The sequence below is a fragment of the Dermacoccus nishinomiyaensis genome (genome assembly GCF_900447535.1).
GTDB classification, from domain to species: domain Bacteria; phylum Actinomycetota; class Actinomycetes; order Actinomycetales; family Dermatophilaceae; genus Dermacoccus; species Dermacoccus nishinomiyaensis.
On sequence record NZ_UFXX01000001.1, the window covers coordinates 539174 to 557106 of the forward strand.

The window sequence follows — 17933 nt, forward strand, 5'->3', positions numbered from 1 at the left end:
ACGTGGCGACCTACCGAGGACGCACGCCCTCTGCCCGGACGCGGGTCACGGTCACGGATTCGCGGCGAGGAAAACGTACGCGAACAGCAGCACGAGCAGGATCCACCCGGAGAACCGCGTCGCGCGGCCCTGGACGATCGTCAGGATGCCGACGACGAGGCTGAGCACGAGCAGCACGATGTGCATGCTGCCGAGGCCCAGTTCAAGCGGTGACGACAGGAACGGCGACAGCGCCGCGAGCGTCGGGATCGTCAGGCCGATGCTCGCCATCGCCGAGCCGTACGCGAGATTGAGGCTGTTCTGAACGCGTCCAGCGCGCGCGTACTTCGCGGCGGCGAGCGTCTCCGGCAGCAGCACGACGAGGGCGATGACGACGCCGACGAAGCTCTGCGGGAAGCCCGCGGCGTCGACGGCCTGTTCGATCGACGGCGACAGCACCTTCGCCAGACCGACGACGGCGACGAGCGCCACGACGAGCAGGCCCAGGCTGACGAGCGCGGCGCGCGTCGACAGGGCCGGGCCGTGGGCGTCCTCGTCGTCGAGCGGCTTGCCGGCGCGGTCGACGGGCACGAAGAAGTCGCGGTGACGCACCGTCTGGGTGAGGACGAACATCGCGTACACACCGATCGAGCTGATCGCGGCGAACGCGAGCTGCGACGGCGAGAACTCCGGCCCGCTGCGGGCCGAGGTGAACGTCGGCAGCACGAGGCACAGCCCCGCGACGGTGACGACGCCCGCCAGCGCGGCCGCCGACCCTTCCGGGTTGAAGCGTGCCAACCCGCGGCGCCCCGCGCCGAGGAAGATGCACAGACCGGCGATGCCGTTGATCGTGATCATGAGCGCCGCGAACACCGTGTCGCGCGCAAGCGTCTCGACGCCGTCCTTGCCGGAGGCCATGAGGGTGACGATGAGCCCCACCTCGATGACGGTGACGGCGACCGCGAGGACGATCGAACCGAGCGGCTCGCCCACCTTTGCGGCGATGACCTCGGCGTGGTGGACGGCGGCGAGAACAGCGCCGAACAACGCCGCGGTGACGAGGACGGCGACGACGCCCGGCAGGCTGCGTCCCCCAGGTGGCCGCGAGGACGACGGCTCCGAGGATCGGAGCCCACGTCGTCCACTGGGCGATTCCTGGTCGGTGCGTGGCTTCGGCGCTCATGCGCTCCCCTTGGATCGTGCGGCGGTCACGGACGCTGCGTGCTCGGCCCCTGCCTGAGGGAGACGGTTCCTGCGAGAGCGAGCCTCGATCAGTCTTGGCCGAATGTGCATCAAGGCCTCCGGCGACACGCCGAAGGCCTTGATGTGATGGTGGGCGATACTGGGTTTGAACCAGTGACCTCTTCCGTGTCAAGGAAGCGCGCTACCGCTGCGCCAATCGCCCCAGATATGGGAATGGAGCGGACAACCGGGCTCGAACCGGCGACCTCAACCTTGGCAAGGTTGCGCTCTACCAACTGAGCTATGTCCGCCTGTTTCCTCGGGCTTTCCGCCCTCGGCAACGACGAGAACGTTACCCGGATCATCGCGCGTTCACCAAATCGGCATCGCCGAGTCGACGGGGATCGGGGCCCACGCACGCCGCTCGTCGAGTGCGCGATCGCGACGACGAAGGCGGGACGGATGACGCTGGCTTCACGCCGACTGTGCCTCATCACCGCCGTGCCGTCCTCGACCTGGCTCATCGCGCCGCTGCTCGATCCGCAGCTGCATCCGTGGACGTCGTACGCCTCGGCGTACTTCGTCTCCGGACGCCCAGCCGCCACGCTCCTGCGCACCACCGACGGCCTCTCGGGAGTGCTGCTCGTCGTCATCTCCGCGCTGTCCTACGCCCGCCTGCGCATCGTGTGGCGGGAGCTGCGCCTCGACCACGACGCCGCAGCGGCCGTCGGTCACGTCTCGACCCGCCGTCGCGAACGCGTCGCCGTGCGGACGTGGTGCGCCGCCACGGTGCGGGCCGCATCGATTCGCCGGGCCGGGCCACCGCCGGGCGTCCGATTCGTCCTCGGCCTCCCCTGCTGAGCCGTTTCCCGGCGCGCTTCCCAGATGATCAGCGTGACGGGCCGCGCGACGCGCGTTCTCGACGCAGGCGACGGGCCCGCGCTCGCCTGCTCCCCCGGCATCGCGTCGTTCGTGTGGGATTGTGCGCCTGTCGCGCCATGCTTGTCGGCCACCCATCGCGTCATCGCCGTCGAAGCTCCCGCCGACGAGCGTCTTGGCACCGGGCACCTCGACGCCGAACGCCTTGATGTCGAGCACCCTGGCGCCGCGCATGTCCTGATGCCGCACGTCGCGATGTCGAACGCGCGGACGCCGACCGTCCCCAAGAACAGAAACGGCCGGCGCGCCGACCATGCTCGAGGACGACGCAGCGCACCTGCTGAACGCGCTCGACGCGCTGGGCGTGCCGGGCCCTGTCACATTCGTCGGTCATTCATTCGGGGCTGTCGTGGCGGAAGCCGCGGCGCGCATGGCCCCGGAGCAGGCCGCGGCCCTCGTCCTGCTCGACGGGTCACTCGCCGAGGACGGCTCCGCCGAGCCCGAGACGCCTCGATCGGGCCGACGCGCACGACTCCTGGCGGCAGCCCTGTGAAGCCGCTCGGCCGTCGCTGCTTGGCGGGTCTGCGGCCCCACGATTCGCACGCTGGCGGTGCCCGCGCGTCGTTCACTCGCGCGATCGGTCCCCGGCCTGCGCGACGAGATGGCGTCGATCAGCGTGCTCGAGACCTGTCTTCACGAATTGTCGGCATATTCGTCCTGCGTTCGTCAGCTGCATGCGCTGCGCACGACGTCACCGCTGACGCCGCAGTTGCCGACGCTCGTCGTCGCCGCCAACGGGCGCCTGCAGCGACGCACGCCAACCCGTTGGGTGCGCGCCGTGCTGCGCCAGGCGCGCGAAATCGCCGCCGATGCAGACGTGCGGAAGGCCGTCCTCGAGCGATCCGGCCATTTCGTCATGCTCGACCGCCCTCAGCGCATGGCCGACCTCATCCTCACGCTCGGATCCCGCTGACGGCGGCGCACCGCGACGCTCCGGCGGCCTCGCACTCTGCGTCCGCTCGATCAGGCGCCGGGCTCGTCGACGATGCCGTCGTCGAAACCCGCCGCGTCGCGACCGTCCGTGAAGTGCAGCGCAGCCTCTTCAGCGCTCGAGGCGCCACCCGCGAAACCGTCGTCCTCGGCGACGAGTTCGGATTCGCGATCCTCCGCCAGGCCCTCGTCGGGGGCGACGACGCGGCCGACGCGCGTGTCGTCGAACTCGTCGTCAGGTGACGGAACGCCGTCGGGGTTGCCGTACGCCGAGTCGGGGTCGACGTCGGGCACCTCCTCCTCGAGGCGCTCGCCGAGGGTCTCGTGCTCGTTCTCCCAGCGCTCGACGTTCGGCTCGCGCTCCGGTGTCGTGAACCCCTGGTCGAGCATGTTCTCGTACGCCTCGCCCGTGACGTCGTCGGCGGCCTGGGCCTGATCCGCGTAGCCGTCCATGGGGCCGAGGTCGAAGTTCGATTCATTCGTCATGACGCCATCATGCGCACATGAGCCCCACCAAGGAAAGCCGGCCGGCCCGCTGCACGTCGGTCGACGGCCCCGCCCGCATGCGCCGCTCGACTTTGCCCCACAACGCGTCATCCATGACGCGTTTCCGGGCGATGGCCGCCGGGCCCCGTGCCCACGGCGTCCCCCACACACCGGCCCGGGATCTCTCGCCCAGCCGGCAGCTGGCAGCCTGCAGCGGAACAGCCACGATGCTCCCGACGGCCGGGCCGTGGGAGCATCGTGGCTGTGTTCTGTTCTGGTGGGCGATACTGGGTTTGAACCAGTGACCTCTTCCGTGTCAAGGAAGCGCGCTACCGCTGCGCCAATCGCCCGAGGTGGAGACGGGATTTGAACCCGTGTAGACGGCTTTGCAGGCCGTTGCCTCGCCTCTCGGCCACTCCACCGAACACGGTTCGCACCGTGCGTGTCCAAGAAGACACAGAGCGGACAACCGGGCTCGAACCGGCGACCTCAACCTTGGCAAGGTTGCGCTCTACCAACTGAGCTATGTCCGCCTGCTACTGCGCTGTCGCGCTGCAACGAGAGGAAACACTAACCGATGCTCACGTTCACGCGCAACGTGGGCGGCGCGGATGCCGCGTCACGCGCTGCGACGCTGCGCCATGTCGTCGGGGCGAGCAGTCTCGGCGGCGGCTTCGCCCTGCGTCGCCACGCCACCGTCGGGCCGCGCCCCACGATCCACCACGGCAGCTCGCTCGCCGTACGGGCGCCCATGCCTTGCGCCGGCCGACGTCTCGTTCTCCTGGTCGTACGGGGCGTCGTCGCCCGCCCGTGAACGCACCTTGGCCACCTGTTCCTCGATGAGCCCACGCGTCCGCGCACGCACTCCGATGGGCGCGGCGGCGACGGGCCACAGCCGCGCGACGGCACTGTTGAGCGCGGCACCGATGAGCACGGCAATCGACAACGAGTACAGCCATATCAGCGCGATGATCGCTGCTGCGAGCGGGCCGTAGATCGAGATGCCGCCGACGGACGCCGACAACCAGCTCCGCAGGAACAGCGAGATGATGACCCAGGCGATGAGGGTGAATCCGGCGCCGGGCAGGTCGCGCACCCATGGCGTGCGCACAGGTGTCGCGATGTAGTAGAGCGTCGCGAACCCGACGATCGTGATGGCGCCGACGACGGGCCAGTACAGCGTCAGCAGGAACAGCAGACCGGGCGGCAGCATGCGTCCGAGCAGATCCGGGCCGATGACGATGAGTGGCAGCACGGCGCCGATGAACAGCAGCGAGACGAAATACAACGTCACCGACAGCGCACGGGCGCGCACGATGCCGCGCACGCCGCCCTGGCCGTACATGATCGAGATGGTGTCGACGATGACGTTGATCATCCGCGAACCGGACCACAGCGACAGCAGGAAGCCGATGGAGACGACGTCGGGGCGTCCGCCCTCGAGCGCGTCGTGCAGCGTCGGCATGACGACGTTCTGCAGCGCCTCCCCCGACAGGATCCCCTCGAGGTAACGCTCGATCGAGCGGACGATGTCGTCCACGGTACGTCCGCCGAGGGCGCCGCCGACGTAGCCCATGACGCCGAGCAGGCCGTAGACGAGCGGCGGGAAGGACAGCAACGCGAAGAAACCCGCCTCGGAGGCGAGGCCGGTGACGCGGTAGCGCATGCACTGGCGCAGCGTCTCGAGCACGAGGCGGCACACGGCGTAGAGGCCGGGCACGCGGCGCGCCACGCGGCGGGCGCGGGTACGCAGCATCGACGGTTGATCCTGCTCCGCCTGCTCGCTCACCCGAGCACGTTAGCGGCGTTCGTCGCGGAAGGCGGGGAGGCTCGCCGCAGCCGTGTCCACGCCCGAACCGGCGTGCGACGAGCGCGTCCTACTTCATGGTTAGGTAGACGCCATGGATATCTGGCCGGGCAAGCCCTACCCCCTCGGTGCCACGTTCGACGGCACCGGCGTCAACTTCGCAATCTTCTCGGAAGCGGCCGAGAAGGTCTTCCTCTGCTTGGTCGACGACGACATGGTCGAGACGCGCATCGAGCTGACGGAGGTCGACGGCCACGTCTGGCATGGTTACGTGCCGAGCGTGCAGCCCGGTCAGCGGTACGGCTACCGCGTCGAGGGCCCGTACGACCCCGAGAACGGGCAGCGTTGCAACGTCAACAAGCTGTTGCTCGACCCGTACGCGAAGGCGATCGAGGGTCAGATCGACGGCGACGAGTCTTTGTTCAGCTACTACTTCCTCGAGCAGGACAAGCGCAACGACGACGACTCGCTCGCTCACACGATGCTGAGCGTCGTCATCAACCCCTACTTCGACTGGGGTCACGACCACCCGCCGCAGCACGAGTACCACCAGAGCGTCATCTACGAGGCGCACGTCAAGGGTCTGACGATGACGCACCCGGACGTGCCGGAGGAGATCCGTGGCACGTACGCCGCGATCGGTCACCCCGCGATCGTGCAGCACCTCGTCGACCTCGGCGTGACGGCGATCGAGCTCATGCCGGTGCACCAGTTCGTGCAGGACACGACGCTCGTCGAGAAGGGCCTGACGAACTACTGGGGTTACAACACGATCGGCTTCCTCGCGCCGCACAACGCGTACTCGGCGAGTGGCGAACGCGGTCAGCAGGTCACCGAGTTCAAGGCGATGGTCAAGGCACTGCACGAGGCGGGCATCGAGGTCATCCTCGACGTCGTCTACAACCACACCGCCGAGGGCAACGAGAACGGCCCGACGCTGAGCTTCCGCGGCCTCGACAACGAGAACTACTACCGCCTCGTCGACGACAACAAGGCGCACTACTTCGACACGACGGGCACGGGCAACTCGCTGCTCATGCGCAGCCCGCACGTGCTGCAGCTCATCATGGATTCGCTGCGGTACTGGGTCAACGAGATGCACGTCGACGGTTTCCGCTTCGACCTCGCTGCGACGCTCGCGCGTCAGTTCCACGAGGTCGACCGGTTGAGCGCCTTCTTCGACATCATCCAGCAGGATCCCGTGATCAGCCAGGTCAAGCTCATCGCCGAGCCCTGGGACGTCGGTGACGGCGGCTACCAGGTCGGCAACTTCCCGCCGCTGTGGACGGAGTGGAACGGCAAGTACCGCGACACCGTGCGCGACTACTGGCGTGGTGAGCCGGGTTCGCTCGGCGAGTTCGCCTCCCGTCTCACTGGTTCGAGCGACCTGTACGCGCACTCGGGGCGTCGACCGATCGCGTCGATCAACTTCGTCACCGCGCACGACGGCTTCACGATGCGCGACCTCGTCAGCTACAACGAGAAGCACAACGACGCCAACGGCGAGGGCAACAACGACGGCGAATCGCACAACCGCAGCTGGAACTGCGGCGTCGAGGGCGAGACCGATGACGCGAGCGTGCTCGCGCTGCGGGATCGTCAGATTCGCAACCACCTCGCGACGCTCATGCTGAGCCAAGGCGTGCCGATGCTGCTGCACGGTGACGAGCTGGGACGCACGCAGGGCGGCAACAACAACACGTACTGCCAGGACAACGAGATCTCCTGGATCGACTGGGATCTCGACGACCGTCGCCGTTCGTTGCTGGAGTTCACGCAGCAGCTCATCGCGTTGCGTCGTACGCACCCGGCGTTCCAGCGTCGACGCTTCTTCGCCGGCGACGCCGAGCACGGTGGGCGCAGCGACTGGGGCGACATCGTCTGGTTCGGCGCGAACGGTGAGGAGATGCAGGACGGCGACTGGGCCTCCGGAGCTGGCACGATCATGGTCTACCTCAACGGTGACGCGATCCACGCGCAGGATGCGAAGGGCCAGTCGGTCGTCGACGACCACTTCCTGCTGCTGTTCAACCCCGGCCACGAGGAGACGCACTTCGTCATCCCCGAGGTCGTCAAGAAGGGTTCGGAGTGGAGTTTCGCCATCTCCAGCCTGCCCGAGGACGCCGAAGCAGGCGTCGAACTGAGCGGCGGCGACACCGTCAAGCTGCCCCCGCGCACCCTCGCGGTGCTGCAGGCGCCACGCACAGAGAGCTGACGAACGCATGACGAGGGGCTGACCGGTTCGATCGAACCGGTCAGCCCCTCGTCATGTTCGTCTTCTCGTGCCTGGCGCGCCGCCGGCCGTGCTCGTACGGACCCGGCCCGCGGCGTGGACGTCAGAGCTTCTCGAGGCGAGCGCGCTGCTCGGGGACGTCGAACGTCGCCTCCGGCCACTCGAGGGCGAGGGCGCGCAGGTGCTCGAGGACGAGCTGCTGCACAGCAAGACGCGCATACCACTTGTTGTCGGCCGGGACGACGAACCACGGCGCGACGTCCGTCGACGTCTTCTCCAGCAGCGCCTGGTAGGCCTCCTGGTACTCACTCCAGTAGGAGCGTTCGACGAGGTCGCCCGGGTTGAACTTGTAGAACTTCTCCGGGTCCTCGAGACGCTCGGCAAGGCGCGCCTTCTGCTCGTCGGCGGAGATGTGGAGCATCACCTTGATGATCGTCGTGCCATTCGCGACGACCGACTCCTCGAACGCGTTGATCTGGCCGTAGCGACGCATCCACACCGGTCGCGAGACGAGGTCGTGGACACGCACGACGAGGACGTCCTCGTACTGGCTCCGGTCGAACACCCCGACATAACCGGGCTTGGGCAGCGCATTGCGGATGCGCCACAGGAACGGATGCGCTTGCTCTTCCTTCGTCGGCGTCTTGAAGGCCGTCAGCTCGACGCCCTGTGGGTCCATCGTGCCGACGACGTGACGCATGATGCCGCCCTTGCCGGAGGTGTCCATGCCCTGCACGAGCAGCAGGACGCTGCGCCCGCCGGGGTGACGCTCGCTCGCGTAGAGCCGCTCCTGCAGGTCAGCGAGCTCGTCGCCCGTCTTGCGCATGACCTTCTCGGCCTTCTTGGGCCCGCCGTCGAACGCGGGCGTGGACGACGCGTCCAGGTCGGCGAGGACGAACCCCTCACCGACGCGCAGCGCCGAGGCGAAGTCGCTCTTGACGGCCTTGAACTTCTTCGTCTCCTTGCGCGTCGCCTTGTCACGGCCGACGTTCGCGATGACCTCCTCGGCCTGCTTGAGACGAGCCACCTTGGCGGGCGCAAGGCGAGCCGTGCTCGTCGACGTGTCGACGTTCTTCGCCTCGGACGTGGCGTCGGACGCCGACTTCTCCGCCTTCTTCTCGCCCTTCGCCGTCGGTGCCTCCGCCTCGGCGGTCTTCGACGTGGCCGCCGTCTTGGCCGCGCTCGCCTCGGACTTCTTCGTCGCCTCGGACTTCTTCTTCGCGTCGGACTTCGCCGTCGTGTCAGCCGACTTCTTGCTCGAGGACGACTTCTTCGACGCCTTGCCAGCCGACTTCTTCTTCGGCTGCGCGTCAGACGTCGTGGTCTTCGTGGACGCTCCCCCGGCGGCCGTGGTCTTGGCGGACGTCTTCGACGACGTTCCCGCCTTCTTCGCCGACTTGGTCGTGTCGCTCTTGGTGGCGACCTTCGACGACGAGGAGGCGCTCTTCGCTGCCTTCTCGGGCGCCTCGGGCGACTCGCTCTTGGCCTTCTTGGACATACCAGTCATCGTGGCAGACCCGACCGGCGTTGTCATGCACTTCGCCTCCGCACGGACAAGCGATTCGGCGAGATCACGGTGATCCGTTGGGGCGCAACGCTTTCGAAGGACGCCGATTCAACGCTCGTCGGCGACAGAGCGACCACCACCCGCTCGTTCCGCAGCGATCAGGCGTACGAACGGCCCTCAGCGAGCGAGGAACTCGCGGACGTATCGCTCCCAACGGGCCGGGTCGGTGTTCCACTCGCGCACATGTCGGGCCTGCTCCCAGCGCTGCCAGGTGACGATGTCAGGGCGCAGTCGTGCGAGCTCCGCGCTCGGTCCGTAGGGCACGAACTCGTCGTTGACGGAGTGGATGACGAGCATCGGCTTCGTCAGCTCGTCGGCGCGCGCGACCCAGTTCGTCAGCGTGACGTCGATCGCCTGCGCGAGCCCCGTCATCCGCCGGCTCGATCGGTTGCCGCCCAACAGACGTGCCGCGAGGTCGGCGAGGCGCGGGTGCAGCCGATTGGCCCGCGCATGGTGAGCCATGACGTCGGCCCAGTCGAGCACCGGCCCGTCGAGGACGACGCGACGCACCGCCCCCGCGTGGCCGCTGCGCGCGAGTACCTGCATGACGATCGCGCCGCCCATCGACCAGCCGAGCAGGTCGATGCTGCGCGCGCCCTCCCGCAGCGCGAACTCGAGGGCGAGATCGACGTCTTCCCACTCGGTGAGTCCGAGGGCGTACTTGCCGTCGCTGCTGGCGGGCCCGTCGGAGTCGTTGCGGTAGCTCGGGATGATGCACGAGATGCCGAGGTCGGTGAGCACCGGGACGGCGCGCAACGTCTCCCCGCGACGGGCGCCGCGGCCGTGGACGAGAACCGCCCAGCGGGTGCCGTCGCCGGCGCGCGTCACCCATGCCGGCGCGCGGCCGTTGACGGTGGGAAGCGCGAGTTCTTCGGTTCGGATGCCGTACGCGTCCTGGGGCGAACCGTCGACGTACCAGCCGCTCCAGCGGGCGGGGCCCGGGAGGAGCTCGCCGCGCGTGACGGCGTCGACGGCCCGGATGACGCCGCCCGCGTCGGTGTGACCGAGGATCTCGCCGATGCGAGCGTGGCCGCGTTCGTCGTCCCAGTACAGCCCGTAGCGGCCGGGCGCGAGGGATTCGACGCTCGACGCGAAGACTGCGCTCGTGGCCACCCCGTCGAGGCCGTGACGGACGGTCAGGACGTCCGCGTCGTTCGGTTTTTCCTTCTCAGGTGTGACGAGCTTGCGCGCGAAGACCGCCGCGATGGTGACGGACGCCGCGCTCGTCGTCGCGGCGAGCGCCGCGCCCGTTCCGAGACCGAGCACGACGGACTGGCGGCTACTGAGACGCTTCACTCTTCAATTGTTTCATCGCGGCGGCCTCACGCCGTCGGGCGCCCCGTTCGTTCATCGGTGATCGAGGGTGTTCGTCGCGCCGACCTCCCCGCTGTCGGGACGCTTCTGGTTTCGGCGACCGCTCGTTCGTTCACTCGTGGCCGGGGTGTGCCGCTGCGCGCGTTCCGGTCGTGATGGTCATGAGTGACGCCTCATCTCGGATCGGAGCAGCGCCGAAGCACGGGCCGCGGCGACACGGATGGGGCGACAATGGGTGGCATGAGCTTGCCCATCACACTGCCCGTCCAACCGATGCTCGCGAAGGCCGTCACGAGCGTGCCGGAGGGTGACGAGTTCACCTACGAACCGAAGTGGGACGGTTTCCGCTGCATCGTCGCGCGGGACGGCGACGACGTCGAGTTGCACTCGCGCGGCTCGAAGTTGCTGACGCGCTACTTCCCGGAACTCGTCGAGGCGCTGAAGTTGGCGCTGCCCGAGCGTGTCGTCCTCGACGGTGAGATCGTGCTGCGTCAGGGCTCGCCCGGGCATGAGCGGCTCAGTTGGGACGCGCTCAGCGCACGCATCCACCCCGCCGCGTCGCGCATCGAGAAGTTGGCCGCAGAGACGCCGGCGCAGTTCGTCGCGTTCGATCTGCTCGCCGAGGGCGACGACGACGTCATGGGCGAGCCGTTCGAGAAACGTCGCGCACGTCTGGAGGCGCTGTTCGCGCAGTGGCCGACGAGCGATTCGGTCTACCTGACGCGCACGACGCGCGACGCCGACGAGGCACGTCGCTGGTTCGAGCAGTTCGAGGGCGCGGGGCTCGACGGCGTCGTCGCGAAGCGTCGCTCCGACGTCTACGAGCCGGGCAAGCGCACGATGCTCAAAATCAAGCACAAGCGCACGGCCGAAGCCGTCGTCGTCGGTTATCGCGTGCACAAGAGCGGCGATGGCGTCGGATCGCTGCTGCTCGCGCTCGCCGACGCGGACGGCGAGTTGCACAACGTCGGGGGCGTCAGCGCGTTCACGGCGGCGCGACGGCGCGAACTCGTCGACGAACTCGACCCGCTCGTCGTGCGCGACGCCGACGGCAACGCCGCGCACGGTGAGACGGATCGCTCACGCTTCAGCAGCTCGAAGGACGTCTCGTTCGTGCCCCTTCGCCCCGAACGCGTCGTCGAGGTCGCGTTCGATCAGTTGGAGGGCAACCGCTTCCGTCATGCCGTGACGTTCCTGCGCTGGCGCCCCGACCGCGAGCCGACTTCCTGCACTCTCGAGCAGGTTGAACGCGCCCCCGACTATGACCTCGGAGAGGTGCTGCGACGCGGCTGACCCGCCGCGCCTGGTTCGCCGTCACGCCCGTTCGTCGTCACGCCCAGCGCCCCGGCATCCCCGTCGTCATCGCTCCCCCGTCGTCCCTACTCCCCTGACGACGACCGTTCTGCGATTCCTGTCCCCTTCGCGAATCCCGTTTCCTTTCTCGATTTGCGTCCACATCTGCGATCTTCGTCCACATTCTCAAGCCAGCAGGTCCCAACGGACGCCGGCGTGAATATGGACGAAGATCGCAGATGTGTACAGGCGAGCGCGTCAGCCCGCCAGCGCGATGTTCTCGTCGACGACGGGCTTGTCGGCCTTCTTGCCGAAGCGCTGCTGCGCCGCCTGCTTGCTGATGCCGAGGCTCTCGCCGATCTGGGCCCACGAGTCGCCCTTGGCGCGACGCTCGGCGACGACCCACTTGATCGTGTCGGACATGAGGTTGTTGAGCATGGCGAGCCCCTCGAGCTCGTCCTTGGTGAACAGGTGCGTCTGCACCCGGAAGCCCTCCATGATGCGCGCGGCCGCCTCTTCGACGGACTTCTCGGAGATTCCGCGCAGTTCCTGGGGCAGGGGCTTACTGATCTTGGGCATGCCCTGAGGCTAGGTCGCGCAGCAGGGCGTGTCAATTAGAGTTGACTGGGTCACAGAGCCGCACCCCATCGAATACTCCACGCACCCCTACGGCTGTCGCCCATCACATCGCGCGACCGCGAGCAACCTCGCCGCTGGGCTCGACGTGGCAACGCACGCGTCGCACGACTACGTCGCTCGCGGCGCCTCCCAGATGACGTGTTCGACGGGTCGCGATCGTGCTGGCGGTCGCTGAGCTACAGCCCCACGCGCTCCGCCACCCGCGCTGACGCCGGGTTGTTCGTCGCCATGACGGCGACGAGCGGCGCGTCAGGCCCCTGGCGCAGCGCCCATTCGACGACGGCGCTGGCGGCCTGGGCCGCGTAACCCGGGCCCCAGTGGTCGGAGTCGAAGCGGTAGTAGAGGTTGAGCACGGGCTCGCCACCGAGGTCACGCAGCTCTACGCCTCAGAAACCGACGACCTCGCCCGTGTCGTCGACGACGGCTGCGTACCCAAACCCGTGCTGACGCCAGTGCGCGCGCCACGACGCGATGAGGTCGACGGCCTCGGAGGCCGCCTTCATGCGCCCCGACGGCAGATGGGCATACGTCCGCGGATCCCCGTGGATGCGCCAGCACGCGTCGACGTCGGCGTCCGAGGGCTCGCGCAGCACGAGCCGCTCGGTCTCGAGCCACGGCGTCACGGCGCGTCTTTCTTGGCGCGGCTCGGCTGCACGCGCGGCGGCTCACCGGGCATTTTCGGGTAATCGGGCGGAAACGGCAACTCGGGCAGGCCGCGTTCGACGTCGGCGTCCCACAGCGCGATGGCCGCGTCGACGTCACCGACATGGTCGTTCATCGACTCCCCCGGCGCCCGCGCCCATGCGTCACCGTCCGCAGCGACGATGCCGGGCACGGTGCGCACCGTGAAGTCGGACGGCGTGACGTCACGCAGCTGCGACCACGCCACCGGCATCGAGACCGGCGCACCCGGCAGCGGCCGCGGCGAATACGCCGCGGCGATCGTCCGGTCGCGGTTCGCCTGGTTGAAGTCGACGAACACCTTCTCGCCGCGCAGCTCCTTCCACCACTCCGTCGTCACCAGATCGGGCAGCCGACGCTCCAACTCGCGCGCAAGGCCGATGACACCGTGACGCACGTCGAGGAACTCCCGCGTCGGCGCGATGCGTGCATACACATGGACGCCACGGTTGCCGGACGTCTTGACGAACGGTGTGAACCCCAGCGACTCCATGAGCTCCTTGAGCGCGAACGCCGCCTCGACGGCATCAGCAAAATCGCGCCCCGGCTGCGGGTCGAGGTCGATGCGCAGCTCGTCAGGATTGTCGTTGTTCTCGGCGCGCACGGGCCACGGATGAAACGTCACCGTGTTCATCTGCACGCACCAGGCGAGCATCGCGGGCTCGTCGAGGACGAGCTGCTCGTGCGCCCGGGCGCTCGGGTACGTGCACATCACACTGCGCGCGTAACTCGGCGCACCCTTGGGCGGGTTCTTGCTGAAGAACGGCTTGTCCGCCAGCCCCTTCGGGTAACGCTCCAACGCGACAGGCCGATCGCCGCTCCAGCGCAGAAACGGCTCGGCCACGGCGAGCACATACTCGACGAGGTCGAGCTTCGTCACCCCGTCGTCGGGATAGACGACGCGATCGGGACTCGACACCCTGACGGTGCGCTCCTCGCCGTCGGGGCCGGGAATCTCGAGGGTCACTGCGGTGGACGCCATGCTCGAAGCGTAGGCGACGGATGCCCGCCCCGCGTTGCCTCGCCCCACTCGCCTTGGCAGGGTTGAGGCATGCCGTCCCCCTCCGCCTCCCGCGTGAGCGAGCCCGACCTGGGCCCGTTCTTCCGCGTGGATGCCATGACGCCGGTGGCGGATTGGCGGCCCCTCGGCGCCGACCTCGCGTCCCGTGGCGCCCTGGGCGCGTGGATCGACCGAGCTCGCGAGCGGACGGCCGCTGCCGGTTCTCTTCACTCCGATGATGTCGACGTCCGTGCGCTCGGCGCCGTCTTGCATCTCGGGGTGTGCGCGCGGGTGCTGTCACCGTGGATCGGGTCGGCGCTGCGGAATACACCCTCCGGGGGCTCGAGAGGTGCCTGCGTCCCCACGCTCGACCAACTGTTCTGGCAGGACGACGGCACGACCACGTTTCCGCTGGCGCTCTCCCCCGAATGGAGTGCCCGGCCGGCGCTCGCCACCCCCGTCGCACACGCCGCCAGCGACGCGAGCGTCGCCGTCAACACGAGCGTCGATCACTTCGCCCGCGCCCTCGTCGATCGACTGGCAATTCCCCTGACGTCGACCGCGCTGACGCCGTCAGCTTCGATTGCCTGGGGCAACGTGGCGTCGGCGCTCCATGGCGCGGCGCGCACCGTCGTCAGGGTCGATCCCGGCCAGTCGACGGCGGTGAGACAGATCGCCGATGCCTGCCTCACGGCACTGACCGCAGCCCGTGGCCGACCACTGACCGACGGCCGCATCGGGACAGTGAGCTTTCGCCGTCACAGCTGCTGTCAGCTCTATCGGCTGCCGGGCAACTCACGCGACACGGTCTGCGGCGACTGCGTCCTGCGGGAACGAACCGGCGCCCCGCGTGGTTGACGATGACGTGAGCCCGAACCGTTTGTCAGGCCGCCCCTGCTCGGGGGACGCTGCCAGCACCAGCGAGAGGGCTCACCGCTCGAGCGACGATGACTCGACACCCCACGGCCCGCCACTCGGCGGCGCCGACGCCCTCGTCCAGGAGGTTCTTCGATGAGCGACCCGACCACCCCGACGTCCGAGCAGGACTGGCGAGCCACGCTCTCCCCCGCCGAGTACGCCGTCCTGCGCGAGGGCGGCACCGAGCCGGCCTTCCGTGGCGAGTACACCGACACCGAGACCGAGGGCGTCTACGCGTGCCGCGCCTGCGGCGCCGAACTGTTCACGAGCCGCGAGAAGTTTCACAGCGGATGCGGCTGGCCCGCGTTCTTCGCGCCCGCCGATGCTGACGACGTCCGTCTCATCGAGGATCGCAGCCACGGCATGATACGCACCGAGGTGCGCTGCGCGAAGTGCGACAGCCACCTCGGCCACGTCTTCCGCGGTGAAGGTTTTTCGACGCCGACGGACGAGCGCTACTGCATCAACTCGATCAGCATGACGTTGCGGCCCGCCACGAACTGACGGTCGCCACGCCCGATCCTGACGTAGCCCCAACCCTGCCGCGGAGGATCTGCTCGAAAATTACGCATCTGCACGAGGAATGTGCCGCACACTCCTCGTGCAGATGCGCATTTCTCGTGCAGTTTGCGTCACCGCGCCCTGTCCGCCGGCCCACGCGCGAGCACGAGCGGCGCTCCAATCTCAGACCGCCCGCTCCCGCGCGACGCGATACGAGCGCACGAGCATCTCGGCGGCACGTCGCCCCTCCTCGAGGGCGTCCTCGTACGGTTCGCGAAGCATGAGCGCGAGCGTCCCGGCGTAGATCGTCATGAGCGCTGACGCCAGGTGCGGCGCCGCCGCCCCTGCAACGGGTTCGCTGTACGCCAGCAGCCTGTCGCGCAGTAGCGCCGTTTCCTCCTCGAGCACGGCGCGCAGATCCGGGCCAGGGTTGACGATGGCGGCGCTCGTCCCGCTGAACGCGCACCACCGCTCGGGCAGGCGCTCCGCCTGGTAGGTCGCGAGCGCCGGCCACAGCGCGAGCAGGCGTTCCTCATCATCGGCGGCGGCGGCGATCGCGTCGTCCCACACCTGGGTCCAGATGTTCAGGCGACGTCGCAGCGCCGCGGCGATCAGCCCCTCCTTGTTGCCGAAGTGGGCGTAGAGGCTGGGCGGCGAGGCGCCCGCGCGCTTGAGGATCGTGTCGACGGGCGTCGCGAAGGCACCTTCGATGAAGAGGAGCGAGTCGGCCGCGTCCAGCAGCCGTTCACGCACGGGTGTTCGGGTGTTCACATCACCAGAATATAACGTGCGTTATCCTGGTGCCGATAACGCACGTTATATCCCCTCTGGCCACCCGCCCGTTGCGTCGCACTGGCAGGCCAGACCCGCGTCGCGCACGTCACGAGACACCCGCACCCAGGGCGGCCGGCTCGTCGCCTGCGTCACGCACCGAGCACGAGGAGGCCGAATGAACACCCTGTACATCGACGGCGAATGGGTCGCCGCAGCGTCCGGCGAGAAGCGCACCATCACCTGCCCGGCCGACGGCAGCGAGGTCATCGTCGTCGACGAGGCCGGGGCCGAGGACGCGGCGAAAGCCATCGCCGCCGCACGTCGCGCGTTCGACTCGGGTGAGTGGCCGAACACGCCCGCCCCCGAGCGCGCCGCCCTGCTCACGAAACTCGCCGACCTGCTGGAGCGGGACAAGGAGAAGGTTGCGCGCATGGAGTCGCAGGACACGGGCAAGCGCTACGCCGAGTCGCTCATCGACATGGACGACATCATCGGTGTCTTCCGCCACTTCTCGGCGCTGACGACGCAGCACGCCGGCCGTGTCGTCGAGACAGGCATGCCGGACGTGTCGAGCCGCGTCGTCACCGAGCCCGTGGGTGTGTGCTCGCTCATCACGCCCTGGAACTACCCGCTGCTGCAGACGGCGTGGAAGGTCGCACCGGCGCTCGCGGCGGGCAACACGTTCGTCCTCAAGCCCGCCGAACTGACGCCGCAGAGCGCGATGTGGCTCATGGACGCCCTCGCCGAGGCCGGCCTGCCCGCGGGCGTCGCGAACCTCGTCCTCGGCCCGGGCTCGAGCGTCGGCGTCGAGATGACGGAGAACGTGGAGGTCGACCTCGTCTCCTTCACCGGTGGCGTCGTCACCGGCCGCGCGATCATGGCTGCGGCCGCCCCGACGGTCAAGCGGGTCGCTCTCGAACTCGGCGGCAAGAACCCCAACGTCGTCTTCGCCGACGCCGACATGCCCGCCGCCATCGACAACGCCCTGACCGCGATCATGCTCGACTCGGGCCAGGTGTGCTCCGCCGGTGCGCGTCTGATCGTCGAGGAGTCGATCCACGACGAGGTCGTCGACGAACTCGTGCGTCGCTGCGAGCTGATCCGCCTCGGCGGCCCGTTCGACGACGACGCCGAGACGGGCCCGCTCATCAGCGAGGCGCACCTCGAGAAGGTCGACGCCTACGTGCAGCGGGCCGTCGCCGACGGCGCCGTGCTGCGCACCGGAGGCAAACGCGGCGAGGGTGAACTCGCGAACGGCTCCTACTACCTCCCGACGATCCTCGACGCGTGCGACGCCTCGATGGCGTGCGTCCACGACGAGTCGTTCGGCCCCGTCCTCACGGTCGAGACGTTCTCCGGCGCCACGCGCGAGGAGGCTGAGGACGCCGCCGTCGCCATCGCGAACGACACGATCTACGGCCTCGCCGGCGCGGTGTGGACGGAGAACGCCGGCCGCGCGGAGCGCGTCGCGAAGCGTCTGCGTCACGGAACGATCTGGATCAACGACTACCACCCCTACGTCCCGCAGGCCGAGTGGGGCGGCATGAAGCAGAGCGGCATCGGCCGCGAACTCGGTGAGGCCGGCCTCGGCGAGTACGTCGAGACCAAGCACATCTGGCACAACACGCGCCCCGCGCCCGCCGACTGGTTCTCCGGTCGCGAGCAGGCCTGAGCGCACCCACGACACCGA

15 protein-coding genes, 5 tRNA genes and 2 pseudogenes are annotated in these 17933 nt (G+C 68.7%); 8 read left to right on the forward strand and 14 right to left on the reverse strand.

Annotated features, from left to right (window positions below):
- Positions 1-51 precede the first annotated feature (51 nt).
- From DYE07_RS02660 to DYE07_RS02670, 3 genes are all read right to left on the reverse strand, one after another.
- Positions 52-1026, reverse strand: coding sequence for a calcium:cation antiporter (locus tag DYE07_RS02660; protein WP_337905396.1), 975 nt, complete (start codon positions 1024-1026; stop codon positions 52-54).
- A gap of 283 nt (positions 1027-1309) precedes the next feature.
- A tRNA-Val gene (locus DYE07_RS02665) sits at positions 1310-1384 on the reverse strand.
- Positions 1385-1396: 12 nt separating this feature from the next.
- A tRNA-Gly gene (locus DYE07_RS02670) sits at positions 1397-1472 on the reverse strand.
- On the opposite strand from DYE07_RS02670, the gene DYE07_RS02675 reads away from it, so the two are divergent.
- The 3 genes and pseudogenes from DYE07_RS02675 to DYE07_RS02685 all read left to right on the forward strand — a co-directional run bounded on the left by DYE07_RS02675 (position 1465) and on the right by DYE07_RS02685 (position 3013).
- Positions 1465-2022, forward strand: coding sequence for a hypothetical protein (locus DYE07_RS02675; RefSeq protein ID WP_147286878.1), 558 nt, complete (start codon positions 1465-1467; stop codon positions 2020-2022). The genes DYE07_RS02670 and DYE07_RS02675 overlap by 8 nt on opposite strands.
- Positions 2023-2320: 298 nt before the next feature.
- A pseudogene (locus DYE07_RS02680) lies at positions 2321-2593 on the forward strand (alpha/beta fold hydrolase); the annotation flags it as partial.
- A gap of 57 nt (positions 2594-2650) precedes the next feature.
- On the forward strand, positions 2651-3013 hold the full coding sequence (locus tag DYE07_RS02685; protein WP_006944512.1) for a hypothetical protein: 363 nt from the start codon (positions 2651-2653) through the stop codon (positions 3011-3013).
- 50 nt (positions 3014-3063) lie between these two features.
- Here DYE07_RS02685 and DYE07_RS02690 read toward each other — a convergent pair whose 3' ends face one another.
- The 5 genes from DYE07_RS02690 to DYE07_RS02715 all read right to left on the reverse strand — a co-directional run bounded on the left by DYE07_RS02690 (position 3064) and on the right by DYE07_RS02715 (position 5305).
- Entirely contained in the window at positions 3064-3516 is a 453-nt protein-coding gene (locus DYE07_RS02690; protein WP_115296279.1) for a DUF5709 domain-containing protein, read from the reverse strand.
- 275 nt (positions 3517-3791) lie between these two features.
- A tRNA-Val gene (locus tag DYE07_RS02700) sits at positions 3792-3866 on the reverse strand.
- Position 3867: 1 nt separating this feature from the next.
- A tRNA-Cys gene (locus tag DYE07_RS02705) sits at positions 3868-3938 on the reverse strand.
- Positions 3939-3976: 38 nt separating this feature from the next.
- A tRNA-Gly gene (locus tag DYE07_RS02710) sits at positions 3977-4049 on the reverse strand.
- 86 nt (positions 4050-4135) lie between these two features.
- Positions 4136-5305, reverse strand: coding sequence for a YihY/virulence factor BrkB family protein (locus DYE07_RS02715; RefSeq protein ID WP_115296281.1), 1170 nt, complete (start codon positions 5303-5305; stop codon positions 4136-4138).
- A gap of 112 nt (positions 5306-5417) precedes the next feature.
- On the opposite strand from DYE07_RS02715, the gene glgX reads away from it, so the two are divergent.
- A complete protein-coding gene (gene glgX, locus DYE07_RS02720) occupies positions 5418-7538 on the forward strand; it encodes a glycogen debranching protein GlgX (RefSeq protein WP_006944508.1) in 2121 nt (706 codons plus the stop codon).
- A gap of 121 nt (positions 7539-7659) precedes the next feature.
- Here the strand turns inward: glgX and DYE07_RS15315 are convergent, their stop codons facing one another.
- Positions 7660-9054 (reverse strand): PPK2 family polyphosphate kinase, encoded by a 1395-nt coding sequence (locus DYE07_RS15315; RefSeq protein ID WP_115296282.1) that lies wholly within the window; start codon positions 9052-9054, stop codon positions 7660-7662.
- A gap of 186 nt (positions 9055-9240) precedes the next feature.
- A complete protein-coding gene (locus DYE07_RS02730) occupies positions 9241-10419 on the reverse strand; it encodes an alpha/beta hydrolase (protein WP_115296283.1) in 1179 nt (392 codons plus the stop codon).
- A 258-nt stretch (positions 10420-10677) separates the two neighbouring features.
- On the opposite strand from DYE07_RS02730, the gene DYE07_RS02735 reads away from it, so the two are divergent.
- Positions 10678-11730 (forward strand): ATP-dependent DNA ligase, encoded by a 1053-nt coding sequence (locus DYE07_RS02735; RefSeq protein ID WP_074045495.1) that lies wholly within the window; start codon positions 10678-10680, stop codon positions 11728-11730.
- Between the two features lie 258 nt (positions 11731-11988).
- On the opposite strand, the gene DYE07_RS02740 is transcribed toward DYE07_RS02735, so the two are convergent.
- The 3 genes and pseudogenes from DYE07_RS02740 to ligD form a co-directional block, all read right to left on the reverse strand.
- Entirely contained in the window at positions 11989-12309 is a 321-nt protein-coding gene (locus DYE07_RS02740) for a hypothetical protein (protein WP_038567925.1), read from the reverse strand.
- A gap of 236 nt (positions 12310-12545) precedes the next feature.
- Positions 12546-12992: pseudogene (locus DYE07_RS15320) on the reverse strand (GNAT family N-acetyltransferase).
- Positions 12989-14032 (reverse strand): non-homologous end-joining DNA ligase, encoded by a 1044-nt coding sequence (gene ligD, locus DYE07_RS02755; protein ID WP_074045403.1) that lies wholly within the window; start codon positions 14030-14032, stop codon positions 12989-12991. The pseudogene DYE07_RS15320 and the gene ligD overlap by 4 nt, the downstream one beginning before the upstream one ends.
- Before the next feature lie 69 nt (positions 14033-14101).
- Between ligD and DYE07_RS02760 the strand changes: the two genes are divergently transcribed.
- Together DYE07_RS02760 and msrB are read left to right on the forward strand one after the other, a co-directional pair.
- The gene (locus DYE07_RS02760; RefSeq protein WP_115296284.1) at positions 14102-14908 is read left to right on the forward strand and encodes a (2Fe-2S)-binding protein; all 807 of its coding nucleotides are present in this window, start codon (positions 14102-14104) and stop codon (positions 14906-14908) included.
- A 153-nt stretch (positions 14909-15061) separates the two neighbouring features.
- A complete protein-coding gene (gene msrB / locus DYE07_RS02765) occupies positions 15062-15472 on the forward strand; it encodes a peptide-methionine (R)-S-oxide reductase MsrB (protein ID WP_006945288.1) in 411 nt (136 codons plus the stop codon).
- A 180-nt stretch (positions 15473-15652) separates the two neighbouring features.
- Here the strand turns inward: msrB and DYE07_RS02770 are convergent, their stop codons facing one another.
- Entirely contained in the window at positions 15653-16240 is a 588-nt protein-coding gene (locus DYE07_RS02770) for a TetR/AcrR family transcriptional regulator (protein ID WP_006945215.1), read from the reverse strand.
- 178 nt (positions 16241-16418) lie between these two features.
- On the opposite strand from DYE07_RS02770, the gene DYE07_RS02775 reads away from it, so the two are divergent.
- Entirely contained in the window at positions 16419-17915 is a 1497-nt protein-coding gene (locus DYE07_RS02775; RefSeq protein WP_115296285.1) for an aldehyde dehydrogenase family protein, read from the forward strand.
- Positions 17916-17933: the final 18 nt, after the last annotated feature.